General features: G+C 36.1%; 19 protein-coding genes. 7 read left to right on the top strand and 12 right to left on the bottom strand.

The window, feature by feature from the left end:
- Positions 1 to 78: 78 nt before the first annotated feature.
- From bcp to ACX9TM_RS02720, 5 genes are all read right to left on the bottom strand, one after another.
- A complete protein-coding gene (gene bcp, locus ACX9TM_RS02740) occupies positions 79 to 534 on the bottom strand; it encodes a thioredoxin-dependent thiol peroxidase (protein WP_000633710.1) in 456 nt (151 codons plus the stop codon).
- Between the two features lie 44 nt (positions 535 to 578).
- Positions 579 to 983 (bottom strand): potassium channel family protein, encoded by a 405-nt coding sequence (locus ACX9TM_RS02735; RefSeq protein WP_000964343.1) that lies wholly within the window; start codon positions 981 to 983, stop codon positions 579 to 581.
- Between the two features lie 72 nt (positions 984 to 1,055).
- Positions 1,056 to 1,841 carry an ABC transporter permease gene (locus ACX9TM_RS02730; protein ID WP_000965773.1) on the bottom strand — a complete coding sequence of 262 codons (786 nt, stop codon included), beginning with the start codon at positions 1,839 to 1,841 and terminating at the stop codon, positions 1,056 to 1,058.
- A 4-nt stretch (positions 1,842 to 1,845) separates the two neighbouring features.
- Positions 1,846 to 2,637 carry an ABC transporter permease gene (locus tag ACX9TM_RS02725; RefSeq protein ID WP_000521519.1) on the bottom strand — a complete coding sequence of 264 codons (792 nt, stop codon included), beginning with the start codon at positions 2,635 to 2,637 and terminating at the stop codon, positions 1,846 to 1,848.
- A complete protein-coding gene (locus tag ACX9TM_RS02720; protein WP_000843655.1) occupies positions 2,630 to 3,643 on the bottom strand; it encodes an ABC transporter ATP-binding protein in 1,014 nt (337 codons plus the stop codon). The genes ACX9TM_RS02725 and ACX9TM_RS02720 overlap by 8 nt, the downstream gene beginning before the upstream one ends.
- A gap of 127 nt (positions 3,644 to 3,770) precedes the next feature.
- On the opposite strand from ACX9TM_RS02720, the gene hemL reads away from it, so the two are divergent.
- The 3 genes from hemL (at position 3,771) to ACX9TM_RS02705 (ending at position 11,149) form a co-directional block, all read left to right on the top strand.
- Positions 3,771 to 5,069, top strand: coding sequence for a glutamate-1-semialdehyde-2,1-aminomutase (gene hemL, locus ACX9TM_RS02715; protein ID WP_001011863.1), 1,299 nt, complete (start codon positions 3,771 to 3,773; stop codon positions 5,067 to 5,069).
- Positions 5,070 to 5,267: 198 nt separating this feature from the next.
- Entirely contained in the window at positions 5,268 to 9,704 is a 4,437-nt protein-coding gene (locus tag ACX9TM_RS02710; protein ID WP_000932763.1) for a glutamate synthase-related protein, read from the top strand.
- Between the two features lie 356 nt (positions 9,705 to 10,060).
- Positions 10,061 to 11,149 (top strand): aromatic acid exporter family protein, encoded by a 1,089-nt coding sequence (locus ACX9TM_RS02705; RefSeq protein ID WP_000765787.1) that lies wholly within the window; start codon positions 10,061 to 10,063, stop codon positions 11,147 to 11,149.
- Positions 11,150 to 11,163: 14 nt separating this feature from the next.
- On the opposite strand, the gene ACX9TM_RS02700 is transcribed toward ACX9TM_RS02705, so the two are convergent.
- From ACX9TM_RS02700 to ACX9TM_RS02685, 4 genes are all read right to left on the bottom strand, one after another.
- Positions 11,164 to 12,924: an ABC transporter ATP-binding protein gene (locus tag ACX9TM_RS02700; protein ID WP_001161599.1), complete on the bottom strand. Its 1,761-nt coding sequence runs from the start codon at positions 12,922 to 12,924 to the stop codon at positions 11,164 to 11,166.
- 54 nt (positions 12,925 to 12,978) lie between these two features.
- Positions 12,979 to 13,509: a nucleoside tri-diphosphate phosphatase gene (gene ntdP / locus ACX9TM_RS02695; protein WP_000506622.1), complete on the bottom strand. Its 531-nt coding sequence runs from the start codon at positions 13,507 to 13,509 to the stop codon at positions 12,979 to 12,981.
- A 274-nt stretch (positions 13,510 to 13,783) separates the two neighbouring features.
- Positions 13,784 to 14,044 carry a YgaB family protein gene (locus ACX9TM_RS02690; RefSeq protein WP_000997575.1) on the bottom strand — a complete coding sequence of 87 codons (261 nt, stop codon included), beginning with the start codon at positions 14,042 to 14,044 and terminating at the stop codon, positions 13,784 to 13,786.
- A gap of 188 nt (positions 14,045 to 14,232) precedes the next feature.
- The gene (locus ACX9TM_RS02685) at positions 14,233 to 14,514 is read right to left on the bottom strand and encodes a gamma-type small acid-soluble spore protein (protein ID WP_000039035.1); all 282 of its coding nucleotides are present in this window, start codon (positions 14,512 to 14,514) and stop codon (positions 14,233 to 14,235) included.
- 125 nt (positions 14,515 to 14,639) lie between these two features.
- On the opposite strand from ACX9TM_RS02685, the gene ACX9TM_RS02680 reads away from it, so the two are divergent.
- A complete protein-coding gene (locus tag ACX9TM_RS02680; RefSeq protein WP_000275436.1) occupies positions 14,640 to 14,864 on the top strand; it encodes a hypothetical protein in 225 nt (74 codons plus the stop codon).
- A 34-nt stretch (positions 14,865 to 14,898) separates the two neighbouring features.
- On the opposite strand, the gene mutY is transcribed toward ACX9TM_RS02680, so the two are convergent.
- The gene (gene mutY, locus ACX9TM_RS02675; protein WP_000171397.1) at positions 14,899 to 15,996 is read right to left on the bottom strand and encodes an A/G-specific adenine glycosylase; all 1,098 of its coding nucleotides are present in this window, start codon (positions 15,994 to 15,996) and stop codon (positions 14,899 to 14,901) included.
- Positions 15,997 to 16,145: 149 nt separating this feature from the next.
- Here mutY and ACX9TM_RS02670 point away from each other — a divergent pair, with 149 nt between their 5' ends.
- A complete protein-coding gene (locus ACX9TM_RS02670) occupies positions 16,146 to 17,126 on the top strand; it encodes a metal-dependent hydrolase (RefSeq protein WP_000379111.1) in 981 nt (326 codons plus the stop codon).
- A 24-nt stretch (positions 17,127 to 17,150) separates the two neighbouring features.
- Here ACX9TM_RS02670 and ACX9TM_RS02665 read toward each other — a convergent pair whose 3' ends face one another.
- Entirely contained in the window at positions 17,151 to 17,417 is a 267-nt protein-coding gene (locus tag ACX9TM_RS02665) for a YfhJ family protein (protein WP_000998166.1), read from the bottom strand.
- A gap of 122 nt (positions 17,418 to 17,539) precedes the next feature.
- Between ACX9TM_RS02665 and ACX9TM_RS02660 the strand changes: the two genes are divergently transcribed.
- Both ACX9TM_RS02660 and ACX9TM_RS02655 read left to right on the top strand, forming a co-directional pair.
- A complete protein-coding gene (locus ACX9TM_RS02660) occupies positions 17,540 to 17,698 on the top strand; it encodes a small, acid-soluble spore protein K (RefSeq protein ID WP_000517891.1) in 159 nt (52 codons plus the stop codon).
- Between the two features lie 37 nt (positions 17,699 to 17,735).
- Complete coding sequence (locus tag ACX9TM_RS02655) at positions 17,736 to 17,888, top strand: YpzG family protein (RefSeq protein ID WP_000122093.1); 153 nt, start codon at positions 17,736 to 17,738, stop codon at positions 17,886 to 17,888.
- 64 nt (positions 17,889 to 17,952) lie between these two features.
- Here ACX9TM_RS02655 and ACX9TM_RS02650 read toward each other — a convergent pair whose 3' ends face one another.
- Positions 17,953 to 18,270 carry a YfhH family protein gene (locus tag ACX9TM_RS02650; protein ID WP_001057020.1) on the bottom strand — a complete coding sequence of 106 codons (318 nt, stop codon included), beginning with the start codon at positions 18,268 to 18,270 and terminating at the stop codon, positions 17,953 to 17,955.
- Positions 18,271 to 18,278: the final 8 nt, after the last annotated feature.

Below are 18,278 nucleotides of genomic sequence, written 5' to 3'. Positions count from 1 at the left end.
CACTTCCACTTTATGTAAGGCAGTAAAATATGTATAGACACTTGCCTTGTTTCTGCATATTTTATCTCCAATGTAGATTTATTTTATATAAGAAAGAACATCCTCAATATGTCCTTTCACTTTCACTTTACGCCACTCTTTTACAAGTTCACCGTCTTTATTAATAAGGAATGTAGAACGCTCGATTCCCATATACTCTTTCCCAAAGTTCTTTTTTAACTTCCAAACATCGTATAACTCTGCTACTTTATGATCTTCATCTACTAAAAGTGTAAATGGCAATTCATGTTTCTCAATGAATTTCAAATGTCTATTCGCTGAATCAGGACTTACTCCAAGAATAACCGTATCCTTCTCTTGAAATACTCCATACGCATCACGAAAATCACATGCTTCAGTTGTACACCCTGGCGTCATATCTTTCGGATAAAAATAGAGAACTACATTTTTACCGCGGAAATCAGCTAGGCGAACTTCTTCTCCGTTACTTCCCTCTAATGTAAATTCTGGTGCCATTTCTCCTACTGTAATCATAGTTATCACTCCTACTCTTTTCCTTTACTATAACAAATGCTTCCTTATTTTTCATTGTCTATTACAGACCTCATCACAAAAGCAAAAGGGAGTGTATATCCAATTAGCGCTTCTGCGATTGCAATCCATCGCCCAATTCCAATCGGAGATATGTCACCATATCCAACAGACAATAAAGTAACTGCGCTAAAATATAAACAAACTTCGACGAGTTGAAAAGAATGAGCGTTCAAACTTTCTCCGTCCTCTTTCAAAACTGCGAAACCCATTTCCTCTAATACAACGTAACTTAATCCAAATGCGATTAGTACTGTTGTATAGATTAAAAATAATGTGGCCAAATTATAGAGCGAAAAAAAACGCGTTGAATCCGAATAGGAACTCCATAATAATTGGACACTTTTCAAAATAGCGATTGCTGCAATTAATAGAATAAATCCCCATAACATGTCCTCCACCTCATTTTATATGTATGAGGTGGAGAACTGATTTATCCCTTAGAAACGAACAAGCTTCTATAATTAATTACCCGCGCCACGATACCTTTTTACCCCTTGGTTCCAGAGGGTGATTGCAATCGTAAAACAGATAACACCAACAATTGGCGTCGCAAATGCATAACTATTCCATTCTGTTTTTCTTAAAAAGTATGCCGCTGGATATACTCCAACAAACGCAAACGGTAAAACAAACGTTAAAATGAAACGAATTACACGATTATAAATATTAACAGGATAGCGCCCGTAATTACCTATGTTATACATAAGAGGCATAATTGAACTTTTCGCATCCGACCAAAAACCAAGGCTCGCCAGCGTAACAAATATCCCTCCATATACAAGTGCTCCTCCTCCTACCATCAATATAAATAAGAAGAAATCATACCAGTAAAAAGATAATTGTAACTCCACAGCTGCATATCCCATTACAACAATCCCTGTAATAGCTCCAATTAAAGATTCAAGTTCCATTCTTTCTAATATAATTTGAAATAGGCTATGGATCGGCCGCGTTAATACACGATCCATCTCCCCTTTAATAATGTATCGATCATTAAAATCCCATATATTAAAGAAAGCTGAAAAGATGGCAAATGGTACTAAAAAGAAACCATAAATAAAGATTACTTCTTCTCGACTCCATCCCTTCAATGCTTGTGTATGCCCAAATACAACGAGAATAAATATTAAATTAACTGCTTGAAGCGATAAATCAGAAAGTAAACCAACGATAAAATCGCCTCGATACTCCAATTTTGTTTTTATATATTGACTTGCATATTGTAAAAATAAGTTTATATATAGCATCTCATTATCCCCCTTGTACAATTAGACGTTTTCTCGCCGTTCTCCACATGAGTACAATTGGAATAATAAGTACAATCGCCCAAATCACTTGAAATACTAAAGCCTCATACAACTTACTCCCCTGTATACCTTCAGAAAAAATCATACTTGGAATATAACTAATAGCCTGAAACGGTAAAAACATCATTGCTTTTTGGGCCCATAGCGGATAAAAACTAATTGGTAATAATAGACCTGAAAATAAATCAATAACAACGCGTTTTGCATACATAATCCCACTATTATTAAATAGGAAAAACGTAAGCATTCCCGTCATTAAATTAATTTGTGTATTAATAATAAAACTAAATATTAAAGATAAGAAGAAATATAACCAAGTTTGAAAATTTGTTGTAATTTGCAACGAAAATAATAACGTAACGATAACCATGCCTGGAATGGAAAAGAAGGCAAAACGGAATATTCCCTCGCCAAGACCTTGCATAACTTTCATTCCCAAATAGTTATACGGACGAATTAATTCTACAGCCACACGTCCTTCTTGAATCTCCATCGCAATTTCCCTATCTATATTATTAAAATAGAAGGCACGTGCCATCCACGCGATTGCGATATACGTGGTCATTTGCGAAATAGATAAACTTTCAATATTCTCTTTTCCACTATAAATTGCTTGCCATAAAAAATAGTAAGCACCGATATTAATGGTATAAATTAAAATCCCGCTATAGTAATTTGTACGATACGCAAGCATCATTAAAAAGCGAATTCGAATCATTTCAATATACTTACCCATGCGTAATACCTTCTTCATAAATGTTACGAATAATTTCCTCTGTAGACACTTCGTTAATTTTTAAATCTTTAATTTGAAAGGCTTGTACTACTTTAGAAATAAGCATTGAAATAATAACTTCTTCATTCGGAATTTTTGCAACCCATGCATTTTCCTCTTTTGCTTTCGACCAAACGACATGATTATCTGGCATAACCATTGATAAAGCCTGATAGGAAACTGGTGCAACAAACTGAAAGTGAATTTCCTTCTCCGCTCCCCACTGCGTACGAAGATTATTTAAAGAACCGTCATACATAATATTTCCTTCATCCAGCATGATAACGCGCTCACATAAAGCTTCAATATCAGTAATATCGTGTGTTGTTAATAAAATTGTTGTTTTATAACGTTCATTCATTTCTTTTAAAAATTCACGTATTTTCAATTTCACAAGTACATCTAACCCAATTGTTGGCTCATCTAAAAATAATAACGGTGGATTATGAATTAAGGCTGCCGCTAATTCACAACGCATCCTTTGACCAAGAGATAATTTTCGAACTGGTTTATCTAATAAGGGCCCTATATCTAACGTTTCAATTACGTGCTCCATATGCTCCTTATACTGAGCGTCTGATACACCATACACTTTCTTTAATAAACGAAACGATTCTTGTACTGCAATATCCCACCAAAGTTGCGAACGCTGTCCAAAAACAACACCAATTGTTCTTACAAATTCTTCTCTTTGTTTATGTGGGTTCATTCCATTTACTGTGATTTGCCCTGATGTCGGAGTTAAAATCCCCGTAAGCATTTTAATTGTTGTTGATTTACCAGCACCGTTCTCACCGATATAACCAACCATTTCACCTTGCTTTACAGTAAAAGATACATCATTTACTGCTGGTACTATTTTATAATTACGATTTAATAAATCGCGAAATGCACCCTTTAAGCCCGGACGACTTGAATAGGCTGTAAACTCTTTACGTAACCCTTGTACCTCAATTACCGATTTCATAATCGGACCCCCCTCCTAAATGTCACAACGAATAGTTTACCCAACTGCCTTCGCTATCACAAACAATACGTCTTTTCGAAAAACATGTTAGAATAATACATAGATTTTTGTAAGGAGATGAATTGTAGTGAATTTCACAAAGTCAGAAGCATTACATAAAGAAGCTTTAGAGCATATCGTTGGCGGTGTTAACAGTCCTTCTCGTTCTTTTAAAGCAGTTGGCGGCGGCGCTCCTGTTGCTATGGAACGTGGGAAAGGCGCTTATTTCTGGGATGTAGACGGAAATAAATATATCGATTATTTAGCAGCATACGGTCCTATTATTACTGGACATGCTCATCCGCATATAACAAAAGCAATTACAACAGCTGCTGAAAATGGGGTACTTTATGGAACACCAACAGCGCTAGAGGTAAAATTCGCAAAAATGTTAAAAGAAGCAATGCCTGCATTAGATAAAGTCCGTTTCGTAAACTCTGGTACAGAAGCAGTGATGACAACGATTCGTGTTGCTCGTGCTTATACAGGTCGCACAAAAATCATGAAATTTGCTGGTTGTTACCACGGTCATTCTGATTTAGTACTTGTGGCAGCTGGATCTGGCCCTTCTACTTTAGGAACTCCTGACTCAGCTGGCGTACCACAAAGTATCGCACAAGAAGTTATTACCGTTCCATTTAACAATGTAGAAACTTTAAAAGAAGCTTTAGATAAATGGGGTCATGAAGTAGCAGCTATCCTTGTAGAACCGATCGTTGGAAACTTCGGTATTGTAGAGCCTAAACCTGGATTCCTTGAAAAAGTGAATGAACTTGTTCACGAAGCTGGCGCACTAGTAATTTATGATGAAGTTATTACTGCTTTTCGCTTTATGTACGGCGGTGCTCAAGACTTACTTGGTGTTACACCTGACTTAACAGCGCTTGGTAAAGTTATTGGCGGTGGCTTACCAATCGGTGCTTACGGTGGTAAGAAAGAAATTATGGAACAAGTTGCTCCGCTTGGACCTGCATACCAAGCTGGTACAATGGCAGGAAACCCTGCTTCTATGGCATCAGGTATCGCTTGTCTAGAAGTACTTCAACAAGAAGGGCTTTATGAGAAGTTAGATGAACTTGGTGCAATGCTTGAAAAAGGAATTTTAGAGCAAGCAGCGAAACATAATATCGACATTACATTAAATCGTCTAAAAGGGGCTTTAACTGTATACTTCACAACTAATACAATTGAAGATTACGATGCCGCACAAGATACAGACGGTGAAATGTTCGGTAAATTCTTCAAGCTTATGCTTCAAGAAGGAGTTAACTTAGCACCTTCTAAATACGAGGCATGGTTCTTAACTACAGAACATACAAAAGAAGATATTGAATATACAATCGAAGCTGTCGGCAGAGCATTTGCTGCCCTAGCAGACAATAAATAATCCCGTCATTAAAAGGAAAAAAGAAAGCTCACCTTTCTTTTTTCCTTTTTTCTATTTCATAAATTACGTATTAATAGTATAATTATTCATAATTATCTGTTTTATATTCTTTTACAGCATTACTATCTCTGTGTACAAGGTGATTTGCGCCTTAAATAGTAAGATTATTCTAACTTTTACAAGAGGGGGGATTGACGGATGCTCAATAAAAAAAATACATGGACACCGTCTTTATTTCGAGATTATAGAAATGCAGAACATGATGCGTGTGGAATCGTTTCCGTTATGGAGAAACGAAAAATTGCTACAAAAGAAAACATTGACCTTTGCATACAATCACTCGTCAAAATGAATCATAGAGCTGGTTTCATTAATGGCGAGGGCGATGGCATCGGCATTCACATTGATATACCAAAAACACTTTGGAATGAAAAACTAAAAAGTAGCGGATATAATCCAACGATTGTGGATCATCCCCACTTTATCGTTGGACATTTTTTTCTAAATAAAAAAGAAAACATTACTGCCTTAAAAGATTATATTCGTACGCAATTAAACAACAAAAACTTTACTATTATTTTCGAAAGTGACGATGCAACAAACTCAGATGCGCTCGGTCCACTTGGTAAACAAGAAGAACCTTTATTTTGGCAAGTTGCCCTTATCGCAGAAAACGAAATTATAAATATTGAGCAAACATTATTTTCTGTCACAATAAAAATAGAGGAAAACGAAGCAATTCATGTTGCTTCATTAAGTCATGATCATGTTGTATATAAAGTTCTAGGTGCTGGTGATACGCTTGTTGCCTACTATAATGATTTACAACATCCGCTTATCGCTTCAACTATGACATTAGGACATAACCGCTACTCTACTAATACATTATCTAATTTTTTTCGTGTACAACCATTTAGCATTCTCGGACATAATGGTGAAATTAACACAATTGCGAAATTACGCGATCAAGCTGAAATGATTGATGTACCACTTACTGCAGGAGGCAGTGACTCTCAAGATTTAAACCGCACCTTAGAAACCCTACTTGTTCAATACGGCTACAGCTTATTTGAAGCAATGGAAATTCTATTCCCACCAATTATTAATGAAATTAAACTTTATGAAACACCTTTACAAGATTTATATACGTATATACGTGAAGCATGGGGACATTTTGCACAAGGACCAGCTGGCATCATTTCCCGTTTTAAAGATGAAGCTGTTTTCAGCGTTGATTCCCTTGGATTACGCCCAGTATGGAAAGTAGAGACAGAGAGCTCTTATATTTTCTCTTCTGAACCTGGAGTTGTATCACCAACTAAATATGTAGCAGAACCAAAACCACTCGCTCCTGGAGAAAAAGTCGGATTAAAATGGAATGAACAAGATGAACTTGTTCTTTATGAATATGACAAATATCAAATCCAAGTATATAACCGTTTTAAAAAGCGAATTGATACTACCAATTACCATTTAAATTTATCTATCCCTGAAACGAAAAAAATCCAAGGGCTATGTGATTCTGTTCAAGTTGAAACGAAACAATACGTCGCTTTCGGATGGGACCGAGAACATATTCAACTTCTTGAACAGATGGCAACAAAAGGCGTTGAGCCAATACGCTCACTTGGGCATGACTCACCACTTGCCGCACTCGATACTGATAGACGAAATATCGCTGACTTTATTAAAGAAAGTGTAGCTGTTGTTACAAACCCTGCAATTGACCGTGACCGTGAAATTGAACACTTCTCTACACGTACTGTACTTGGAGAGCGTCCAAGTTTATTAAGCGGCGCAAAACGGCCATTTGTAGTTGAAATGCTTTCACCAATTATTTTAGAAGGCAGCGTGGCACAACCTATTGCAGAGGAATTACACACAATTACGTACGAACAACTCATAGAGCTATTTAAGACTCATAACTCTATCGCCACAATCTCTGCTACATTCAGCTCGTCAGAAACTCTGCAATGCGCATTAAGCCGCATTAGTTCTGAAGCGATAGCTGCTGTTAACAATGGCGCTTCCCTACTAGTATTAGATGACGCCAAAGCCCATCTAAATGAACGATTGTGGATTGATCCACATTTAGTTACTGCTAAAGTACATCAAGCATTAAGTGAAAATAAATTACGCCGCAATTGTTCTCTCGTTATACGTTCTGGTGCTCTTCGCTCCTTACATGACATTGTCACGCTATATGGATTAGGAGCAGATGGTATCAATCCATATTTATTATTCGCGACTGTAAATGATGGAACAAAAACACCAATTACGAATCTATATAATGCACTTAATAAAGGATTAGAAAAAGTCATTTCAACAATTGGAATTCATGAGTTACGTGGTTACGGACGTCTCTATTCATCTATTGGATTACATGAAGAAATCGCAAATATATTACAGATTACAAATTTCTTCGGTTCAAATGATTTAGCCTTTTCACTTGAATCACTTGTTGAAGATGCAAAAATACGAGCAGAGGATTATAACAATCCTAAAATTAGAATGCGAAAATCATTTCATATATTCCCGCGAATTTGGAAAGCAATCGGCGATGTTGCAAAAGGAAATTCTTATGATGATTACCGTGACAAGTTAAGTGAACTAGAAGAGAATAATCCAATCGCAATCAGACACCTTGTTCAAACGAAACAAACAAAACATGTCGTTCCAACTGAAGAAGTATCTATCGGCATCAAAAATCATAATTTACCATTTATTATTAGTTCTATGTCATTTGGTTCTCAAAACGAAATTGCCTTTCGCGCATATGCAGAAGCAGCCGATCAGCTAAATATGATTAGCTTGAACGGTGAAGGCGGCGAAATTAAAGATATGATTGGAAAATATCCACATACACGTGGACAACAAGTAGCATCTGGGCGATTTGGAGTAAATGCCGAACTACTAAACTCATCAAACTTAATTGAAATCAAAATCGGTCAAGGCGCAAAGCCTGGGGAAGGTGGGCATTTACCTGGTTCAAAAGTGACAGCCAAAATCGCTGAAGCACGTAATGCGACAATCGGCTCAGATTTAATTTCGCCTTCTAATAACCATGATATTTATTCAATTGAAGATTTAGCTCAAATGATTACAGAAATTAAAACAGCTAATCAACTTGCCAAAGTAGCCGTGAAAGTCCCTGTTGTTCCTAATATCGGAACAATTGCTGTCGGTATCGCCAAAGCTGGCGCTGATTTTATTAACATTAGCGGATTCGATGGCGGAACAGGCGCTGCACGTATTCACGCATTGCAGCATGTAGGTCTCCCTGTAGAAATTGGTGTTAAAGCCGCTCACAACGCTTTATTAGAAGCAAGCATGAGACATAAAGTAGAGATTTGGGCAGATGGTGGTATTCGAAGTGTAAATGATGCCTTGAAAATCATGCTCCTCGGAGCAAACCGTATTGGATTTGGCACACTATCAATGATTGCAATCGGCTGTACTACTTGCCGTGGGTGCCATCTAGATACTTGCCATGTTGGAATTGCGACACAAATCGAGTCTGAAGCACAAGCAAAAGAACATGGGTTACGCCGCTTCGTCCCACGCGAATTAGAAAGCGCAGTTGCTGGCCTGCTAAATTTATTCACCTCTTTCGGTGTAGAACTAAAACGATTAACAGGACAGCTTGGTTATACAAATTTACAAGCAATTGTTGGGCGTTCTGATTTATTAGAGCAAGTTCGAGGCGAAAATTTATTAAACTTACGTAATTTACTACAAATAATAGAACATCCATCTGTTACAACAACAGAAGGCGTACCGGAAAAACAATTTAAGACAGTTCATTCCGCTGACTCAAAAGAATTGGTAGGCGTTGGTGTAGAGCAACGCGTTATGGGTGGTCTAGAATCATGTTATCGCGTTCGCAGTAAACTATATGAAGCTACTCAACTTGAACCACTTACATTAAAGTATACGGATGGTTCTATTCCCGGAAATGGGTTAGGTGCTTACAATAGTGAAAATTTATTTATACACGTAAATGGCGGCGCACAAGATGGCATTGGTAAAACTTCCTTTGGTGGTGGGATTTATATAACGAAATCAAAAGGAAAAGACGGAGTATATTATAACGGTTCTGTCGGAAAAGGATTTGGATATGGTGCACAAAAAGGGGCACTATACGTACAAGGGAACGCTGATGCTCGCGCTGGCATTCGCCTTTCTGGGGCAGACATGATAATTGGAGGTAGAATAACAAAACCACTCCGTGAAAAAGAGCAAGGAAATATAGGTGCATACTCCAATATTAAAGGTTTTGCTTTTGAATATATGACAAACGGGCGAGCGCTTGTTTTAGGTGACCCTGGTCCATGGATTTGCGCTGGCATGACTGGCGGTGTTGTTTATTTGCGTCGTGATTCAAACTTAGGCTTAACAGAACAGGCCTTAAAAAGAAGAATCGCAAAAGGCGCAAATGTTACATTACAACCAATTAGTAAAAATGGTTTGAAAGATGTAACTGAATTATTGCTAGACTATATTCGTGTACTAAACGAGCACGAGCAATATGAGGAAGTTGCTTTGTTAACACCATTATTAGATGATATACAGAACAAGTTTTTTGAGATTATCCCGAAAAAAGAACAGGCAGATCCATCTATCTCAACAGAGTAAAATGAGTAATTTTCATTATTAAGAAAAAATTGACGAAGTACGCTTCTCATAGTAATCTATAGTAACAATTTGAGACCTGCTGAAATTCAGCAGGTTTTTTTACTAAAAACTGATGTTTAAAAGGAATTAGGAAAAATTATAAAGTGAAACTTTAATTAGCCTACACCAATCGGACGTTTACCGGCATCCAGCTTCTGAATTTTGAGGCGTGAATCTTACTACTCACAATTAGCGGGATAAAATGAACACTAATTTCTTTTAACGTCACTAAAATATCACTTGCTAACATATTGTAATGAATGTATAGTATCATGTTGTACATTCATTATGACAAGAGAAAGGATCTTATTAAGGGTATGAAACTTGGTGCTCGCATTTTAAAAACGGGTATTGCCATCACGTTAGCTTTATTTGCTTGTATTTTACTTCAATTACCGAGTCCGGTATTTGCGGGAATTTCAGCTATCTTTGCTGTTCAACCGTCTGTATACCGTTCTTATTTAACAGCACTTGAACAAATTCAAGCAAATGTAATTGGTGCGATATTTGCTATCGCATTTGCTACTGCTTTTGGACATAATCCTTTTATTATTGGATTAACATGTATATTAGTAATTGCTCTTACATTACAATTACGATTAGAAAACACAATATCAATTGCTTTAGTAACAGTTATCGCCATTATGGAGTATCAAGGCGAAGATTTCTTTAGTTTTGCCTTACTTCGATTTGCGACGATTATGATTGGTATTATTGCGGCTTCACTTGTAAATTTAGTATTTATGCCGCCAAAATATGAAACAAAACTTTATCATCGTATCGTTGATAATACAGAAGAAATTGTAAAATGGATTCGAATGAATAGCAGGCAGGCTTCTGATTTTACAACGCTAAAAACTGATATTGATCGTATGAAAGAAAAAATGATCAAACTAAACCATTACTATTTGCTGTATAAAGAAGAAAGAAGCTACACGAAAAAAGTAAAGTTCGCAAAAATTCGTAAGCTCGTTTTATTCAGACAAATGTTAGCGACAACAAGCCGTGCTTTAAGTACGTTAAAATCATTACACCGTACTGAAAATGAACTGCGCTATATGCCGGAAGAATTTCAGGAATCTATCCAAAACGAACTTGACTCATTAACGCATTATCATGAACAAGTTTTATTAAAATTTATTGGTAAAGCAAAAAAACAACAATCAGTCGAAATGCTTGATGAAGTTGAAACAGGTAAACAAGAATTAATTGATATCTTTATGGAATATCAAAATAAAGACGATGAAGAAGCATATAAAACATGGTTACATCTCTTCCCTCTTATTTCTTCCATCATTAACTATAGTGAAGAAGTAGAGCATTTAGATTTGCTTGTAGATAGCTTCTACACATACCATAAACCAGAAAAAGAACTCCAAATCGATGATAAAAAAGAAGACGAATAAAAAAACAGCTCCTTTTATGCTAAAGGAGCTGTTTCTGTTATATGTTGAAGTTGATATAAATTGTAATAAAATCCTCTTTTTTGCATTAACTCTTCATGAGAACCAGTCTCTTTAATCTCACCGTCTTCAATGTAAATAATCGTATCAACATGCGTAATCGTCGCTAATCGATGTGCAATTATAATCGTTGTCCGGTCAGCAGCTAACGTCTGAAGCGCCTCTTGAATATACCTTTCATTTTCTAAATCTAATGCTGAAGTTGCTTCATCTAATATAAGTACCGAAGGATTCTTTAGAAACACTCGTGCAATTGCCACGCGTTGTCTTTGCCCGCCCGATAGCTTCACACCACGTTCTCCAACGACAGTATTATAACCATCTGGTAAGTCTATAATAAAATCATGAATTTGCGCAGCTTTAGCAGCTGCAATCACCTCTTTCTCTGTAGCCTTCGGATTTCCATATAAAATATTAGCTCCAATTGTATCGCTAAACAATAAATTATCTTGCAGTACAATTCCAATATGACTACGCAAATTTCTCATATTATACTTTCTTACATCTATGCCATCTACATAAACCGTGCCTTCAGAAACATCATAGAAACGCGGGATCAAACTAGCAAGAGATGACTTTCCTCCCCCACTTGCTCCTACAAGCGCTACTTTCTCTCCAGGCTGCATAGTTAATGACAAGTTGTGTAATATCTCTTTTTCATCTACATTATAACGAAAAGAAACATTGTCAAATACAATTTCTCCATTTAATTTTTTCGTTTGTACCGCATTTGGCACATTAACAATATCGTATTTTTCATCTAACAGTTCAAACACACGGTCCATCGATGCAAAAGATTGTGTTAATGTTGTAGATGAATTAACAAGGCGGCGAAGCGGACTATATAAACTATCCATATATCCAACAAAAGCTACCATCGTTCCTAGCGTTAACTGTCCTTGAATTACTTCATATGCTGCAAAACCAATCACAAGTAACGGACCTAAATCGGTTAACGTATTTACTGCCGAAAATGTTCTTGCCGTCCAACTTGTATGGGTTAATGCTTTCGTTAAAAATTCATTATTTCTTTTTTCAAACTGCTTCCCCTCATACTCTTCTAACGCAAAGCTACGTGTCACTTGCATTCCTTGAATACGTTCATGCAAATACCCTTGCATCGTCGCTAACGCTTGTGAACGCTCTTTCGTCAATTTCCGAAGACGTCCGAAAAAATATTTCACTGCAATTACATAAATAGGTAAAATCAATAACGCAACAAATGTTAATTTTATATTCATAGAAAACATAACAATGATAGCAATAGCAATTGTTGCAGTATCTAACCAGACGTTCATCAAACCAGTAATTACAAAATCTTTCGTTTGTTCTACATCATGGATGACACGCGAAATAATCTCCCCTGTTTTTGTATTGGAGTAATAACGTAAACTTAACTTTTGTAAGTGACCGAAAATATGCTTCCGCAAATCATACAGTATTGTATTTGCGATACGTTGGGCGAAATATTGACGATAATATTCAATCGGTGGTCTTAATACCGCAAAAATAAAGAAAGCAATTCCAATCGCTGTTATTAATTGAGATGTTTTATCTTGAAGTGAGCCAGCGCCTTGAATTACATCATCGATAATATACTTTAATAACCACGGCATAATAAGTGGGATACCGAACTTAACTAGTCCAATAATAATTGTAATAGCAATAAGCCACCGATATGGTTTAACAAATTGTAAATATCTTTTTATGCCTTGCACATAATCCCCCCTCTAATAGGACAAACCTGCCGGGAAGCCCCCTGCAGGTTTGTTTTAATTTCTGTACATTAAATATCGTTCATACCACATATCTACGAAATCTGGTGCAAATGGACCTTTTCTTTGATGAATCCACTGTGTTAAATGTGCTACATTTCGTTTTAAAATTGTATCAATAACAGGTGGATACTGCATAATTTCACTATGTTTTTCATACTCATCTTCATCTAGAAGCGTATATGTCATATCTGGATATACTTTAATATCTAAATCATAATCAATATACTTTAATGCTTCAGGATCATACGCAAAAGGTGAGCTTAAATTACAATAATAATATACGCCATCTTCCCTAAGCATCCCAATCACATTAAACCAATAGTTGGCATGAAAATAGCAAATTGCTGGTTCACGAGTAATCCATGTTCGGCCATCCGATTCTGTAACTACTGTACGATCATTCGCTCCGATTACAAGACTCTGTGTCCCTTTTAAAATTGTTGTTTCTTCCCACATTCTATGAATGGAGCCATTATGTTTATAACTATGTATTTGTACTTTTTCTCCTTCTTTGGGAAATCCCATATATGCTCCCTTCTTTCAACTGCAAATGCCCTTTGAACGGCATTCACTTTTTTTCTATTATAACTTTTTTGTCGAAATTTTAAAACTAAAGGGATAAGACTCTATTTTTCAAACTGAATATGTAGGAGGTTTATCGTTGAATACTATGCCCCACCGCTTCTTAGGAGATAAAAGGATTGTACTGTATTATTTATAAGCGAGGACATGTAATAGAAAAAGCCCTTCTCTATTTCCATACAAAGAAGGACTTTTCACCTAAAGATAACAATATATCTTATCCTAAATTTGAAATCATTTTTTCAGTTGCAAAAGATTGAATTACACTATTCGTTTGCTCTTCAAATTTCTCATGTAACATCTTCAACGCTACTTCTGTTCTATATATTTCCTGGCGGATAAAATGCAGTTCTTTTTTATCGCACGTATCTTTTTCATTCATTTCAATTTGTTGATACTTCTCTAGATGTGCTTGTAACTTTAACAATTCATCCATCGTTTCTAATTGCTCCCCTACCAACTTATCAAAATCGTTCATTACTTACCCCCTTTTGGACTTATTCATCAGTTATTATTCCTAATTACATAATTCTAATTGTTAACTTCCTTCTCCTTTGACTACATTTGTTGACTTATTAGAAGTTATGTCGTTCGCTTTCTTTTCATTACAACGATCCACGCAAAAAGAAAACACTTCTCCCGAATTAGAGAAGTGTTTTTCTTTCATTACTGATTTGAGCTAGAAGATTGTGATTGTTTTGCAGCTGACTTAGCATTTTGTTTTTTCACAGCATGCACGTCTGTTTCAGTTGCAAATTCTGTACCATAACTAGCGTTTGCACTTTGTGCACCAGAAGCTTGTGCTTTCTTTGCTTCTGATTGTGCGTTTGCTTGTTTTACTGCTTGTACATTTGTTTCAGTAGCAAATTCTGTACCATAACTAGCATTTGTACTTTGAATGCTAGCACCAGAAGTTGCCTTGTTATAACCTTGTTGTTTTTTACTCATCTTTCTCACCTCCACAATCAATAATGTAACCAATTCACTTAGAAGCTATCCGTAATTTTCTTTTGAATAATTTCCGCATATATCTTTTGTTACTTATTCAAACTATAAGAAATGGAGGTGGAAATATGTATATAGGACGCGATATGACTGAACTAACGATGATTTCAAAAAATGAATGGAAAGAAGATGAATTAGCTTATTTTCATCACTCACTACAACAGGTTCTGCCTTATTTAAATGTAGAAGGGCAGAGTATTTACAAAGAAATTGTAGTAGAAATTGAATCAAGAGGCGGCTTACAAGAAGGTGAAGCTAGTTGGACTCATGGGACAAAAATTTCTTACGATTAAAAAAGTGTTCCCTAGATTGGGAACACTTTTTTATTTATTGCATTGTAATTTTCTCCACACAATTTTCATAAATAGTACGGTGTGATTTTGAGAAAGGTAATTGCTCAAATACCTCTTTCGATACAAATTTTAATGTATCTGTATCAACAATATTACCGGTTACTTTTCCGTAAAATACAAATATATCCCAAGTACGATGTGTAAACGTATGTTGTACATTCATTGCGTATTCATCAATAGAAACCTCGAGCTCAAATTTTTCTTTCATATAATCTATAAGCTGTTCCTTCTGATTTCGAATACCTTCTCCAAGTTCAGCATTAGGAAACTCCCACATGTTAGCTAACAAACCTGTACTTGGACGTTTATTAATAACGTAACGACCGTCTTCAGTTTGAAGTACGCCTGCAACAATAGGTACCATTTTAGGAGCTTTCGCTTTACTTTTTACTGGTAATTCTTTTTGAACACCTTCAGCATATCCTCTGCAATGCTCACGCACAGGACAAAGTAAGCACGATGGATTTTTAGGAATACAAATCAATGCACCTAATTCCATCAATCCTTGATTAAAATAAGATGGGTTTTCTACTGAAATAATTTCACGCACAATCTCTTCAAAAACTTTTCGAGTCTTTGGTTTTGCAATATCATCCCATACTGATAAAATACGAGATAATACACGCATAACATTTCCATCAACTGCCGGCTCTGGTATACCATATGCGATACTTAAAATAGCACCTTTTGTATATGGTCCTACTCCTTTTAACTTTTCAATTTTCTTTACATCACTTGGTACAACCCCGCCGTATACTTCTTTTACCTCTTTTACTGCCGCATGTAAATTACGTGCTCTAGAATAATATCCTAAACCTTCCCATGCTTTTAATACTTCTTCATCATCTGCGTTCGCTAACGCTTCAAGTGTAGGAAACTTCCCCATAAAATTTGCGTAATATGGTTTTACAGCTTCTACTCTTGTTTGCTGCAACATAATTTCAGAAACCCAAACACGGTATGGATCTTTATTCTTTCTCCACGGTAAGTCACGCTGTTCTTCTTCAAACCAACCAATTAAATCATTTTGAAACTGCTCTATATTAAAATTGTTTAGTATTTCAAGTGTCAAACTTGATCCCCCTCATTTTTTTGCATATAAGTACTATTATAAAGATTTTAGGAAAAAATTTAAGTAAGATGACATAGGAAATAGAAGGCAAAGGACTTGAGGTATCGAATAAAAAGAGTTACATTAATAAAAAACGGAGGTGGATTTCTATGGACACAGCCACTCACCTTGTTATGGGTATCACTTTAGGTAGCTTAGCAACATTAGATCCAGCCATAGCACAAAGTGATATTGGCCCCCAAGCTGTTATGCTTGCTACAATTGCTGGTTCCAACATTCCTGACATTGACACAGTTCTAAAATTGCGTAATAACGCTAAATATATAAGAAATCATCGTGGGATTACTCATTCTATTCCAGCGGTAATTCTTTGGTCATTCCTTATAAGTGGCATCTCTTTCGCCTTCTTTTCAGAAGCTCCATATCTTCATCTACTACTTTGGTCATTTATTGCCGTCTTTCTTCACGTCTTTGTAGATATTTTCAACGCCTATGGTACACAAGCATTACGACCTTTCACAAAAAAATGGGTCGCACTTGGCATAATTAATACATTCGATACCGTAATTTTCTTTATCCATATACTTGCAATTGCTTGCATGCTCGTCGGTTCTCATAAGGGATATACAGCTTTAGCGGCATATATATTAATGATTGTTTACTATATCGGACGGATTATGATGCACAGAAATATAAGAAGCGTTGTACACAAACGTTTCAAAAATGTCGAAAAGATTATCATTTCTCCTTCTTACCGATTTTATCATTACCATTTAGCAGTCGTTACGGCTGATTATTACTACGTTGCGAGATGGCACCGTGGTAACATCATGATATATGACAAGTTCGATCGGGTACCGTTCCCAGACAACAATATTATGCGAGCAGCTAAACAAGATGAAAACATCTCAGCCTTCCTATCTTTCTCTCCTGTATATCGCTGGGATATTTTTGATCATGACCATTATTATGAAGTACGATTCATTGATTTACGATATCGAAGTAAAGATTATTATCCATTTGTTGCAATCGTTCAGCTCGACCACAATTTAAATATTATTAATTCCTATACAGGATGGATCTTTAGTGAAGAAAAGCTTCGAAAAAAACTGGAATTACTTCCACATTAAAAAAAGCGACTTAAGTCGCTTTTTTTAATGTTTCAAATGATCTTCTTGATTAATTAAATGACTATACTTCGGATTATTTGTCCGCATTTCATGAAGGCGTACACCATGATTATTAATCCATGATCGTACCACTTGTTCCGTCATTTCATCGCCTTGATAACGACCTGATTTTGCATAAGTTGTTTGAAAATCTTCCCATAGTAACTCAACCCACGCACGAGCTTGTGCGTAAGAAAGCTTGTCATTCTTGTCTAATAATTCTTTCGTTAATGTTTCATAAATATCATTCATATTATAATCTCCTTTTACCTATTTATCCCTTCATTTCTAAAGGATAGTTTCTTCAATTTTGCACATTCTATAATTGATACTTCTTAAAAAGGTATCAACCGATAATGAGGAGGGCGTTCGCAATGGGTAAACAAGCCGAATTTTGGTCTGAGTCAAAAAACAACAGCAAAATCGACGGTCAACCGAAAGCGAAATCACGCTTCGCTTCGAAACGACCTAACGGCACAATTAACACGCACCCACAAGAACGTATGCGTGCTGCAAATCAGCAGGAAGAGTAGTACAAATTAAATTAACTTCCTACACGAGGTGATAAAGATGAGCTACCGTGATCGCTTAGATAGTCGTTCTGAATTATTTAACCATACGTGGACTCGTCCAAAACATGCGAAAGCGCAAGTTAACGGACAGACGCAACAAACCCAGTCTCTCATTATATTGGCAAATGAATGTAAAAAACGCCAATTTTAGAATCTCCTATCTCCTTTAACGCCTACCAAAGATGAAAACCAGAGAGATATGTGCTCTCTGGTTTTTATTTTTCTTGCAATAAGGAAATTGGTATGCCAATCTCTTCATTATCATTTTGCTTATATCCCCAAGCAAATACCCCATTGAAATACGTAATTTTAAATAATACACCAGGTTCTTCTACTAATTCATATGTTTCACCAATATGGAACTTGTTTATATCCGTCATATAAGCACGAGCCATTGCCATTTTTCTCATTAATACATCAAATTCATTGACAATCCCAAGCTGCTCAGCTTTTACTGCTTGCTCCTTCAAAGCGCCAATTTCTTCCCTTAGCTCATGCGGTGTCATTTCACTGTAGCGTTTTGGCATATTCATCTTATTCT

Source organism: Bacillus sp. LH1, from assembly GCF_057924895.1.
Note: the sequence above shows the minus strand (reverse complement) of the source record. Positions and strands in the feature narration are given on the sequence as shown.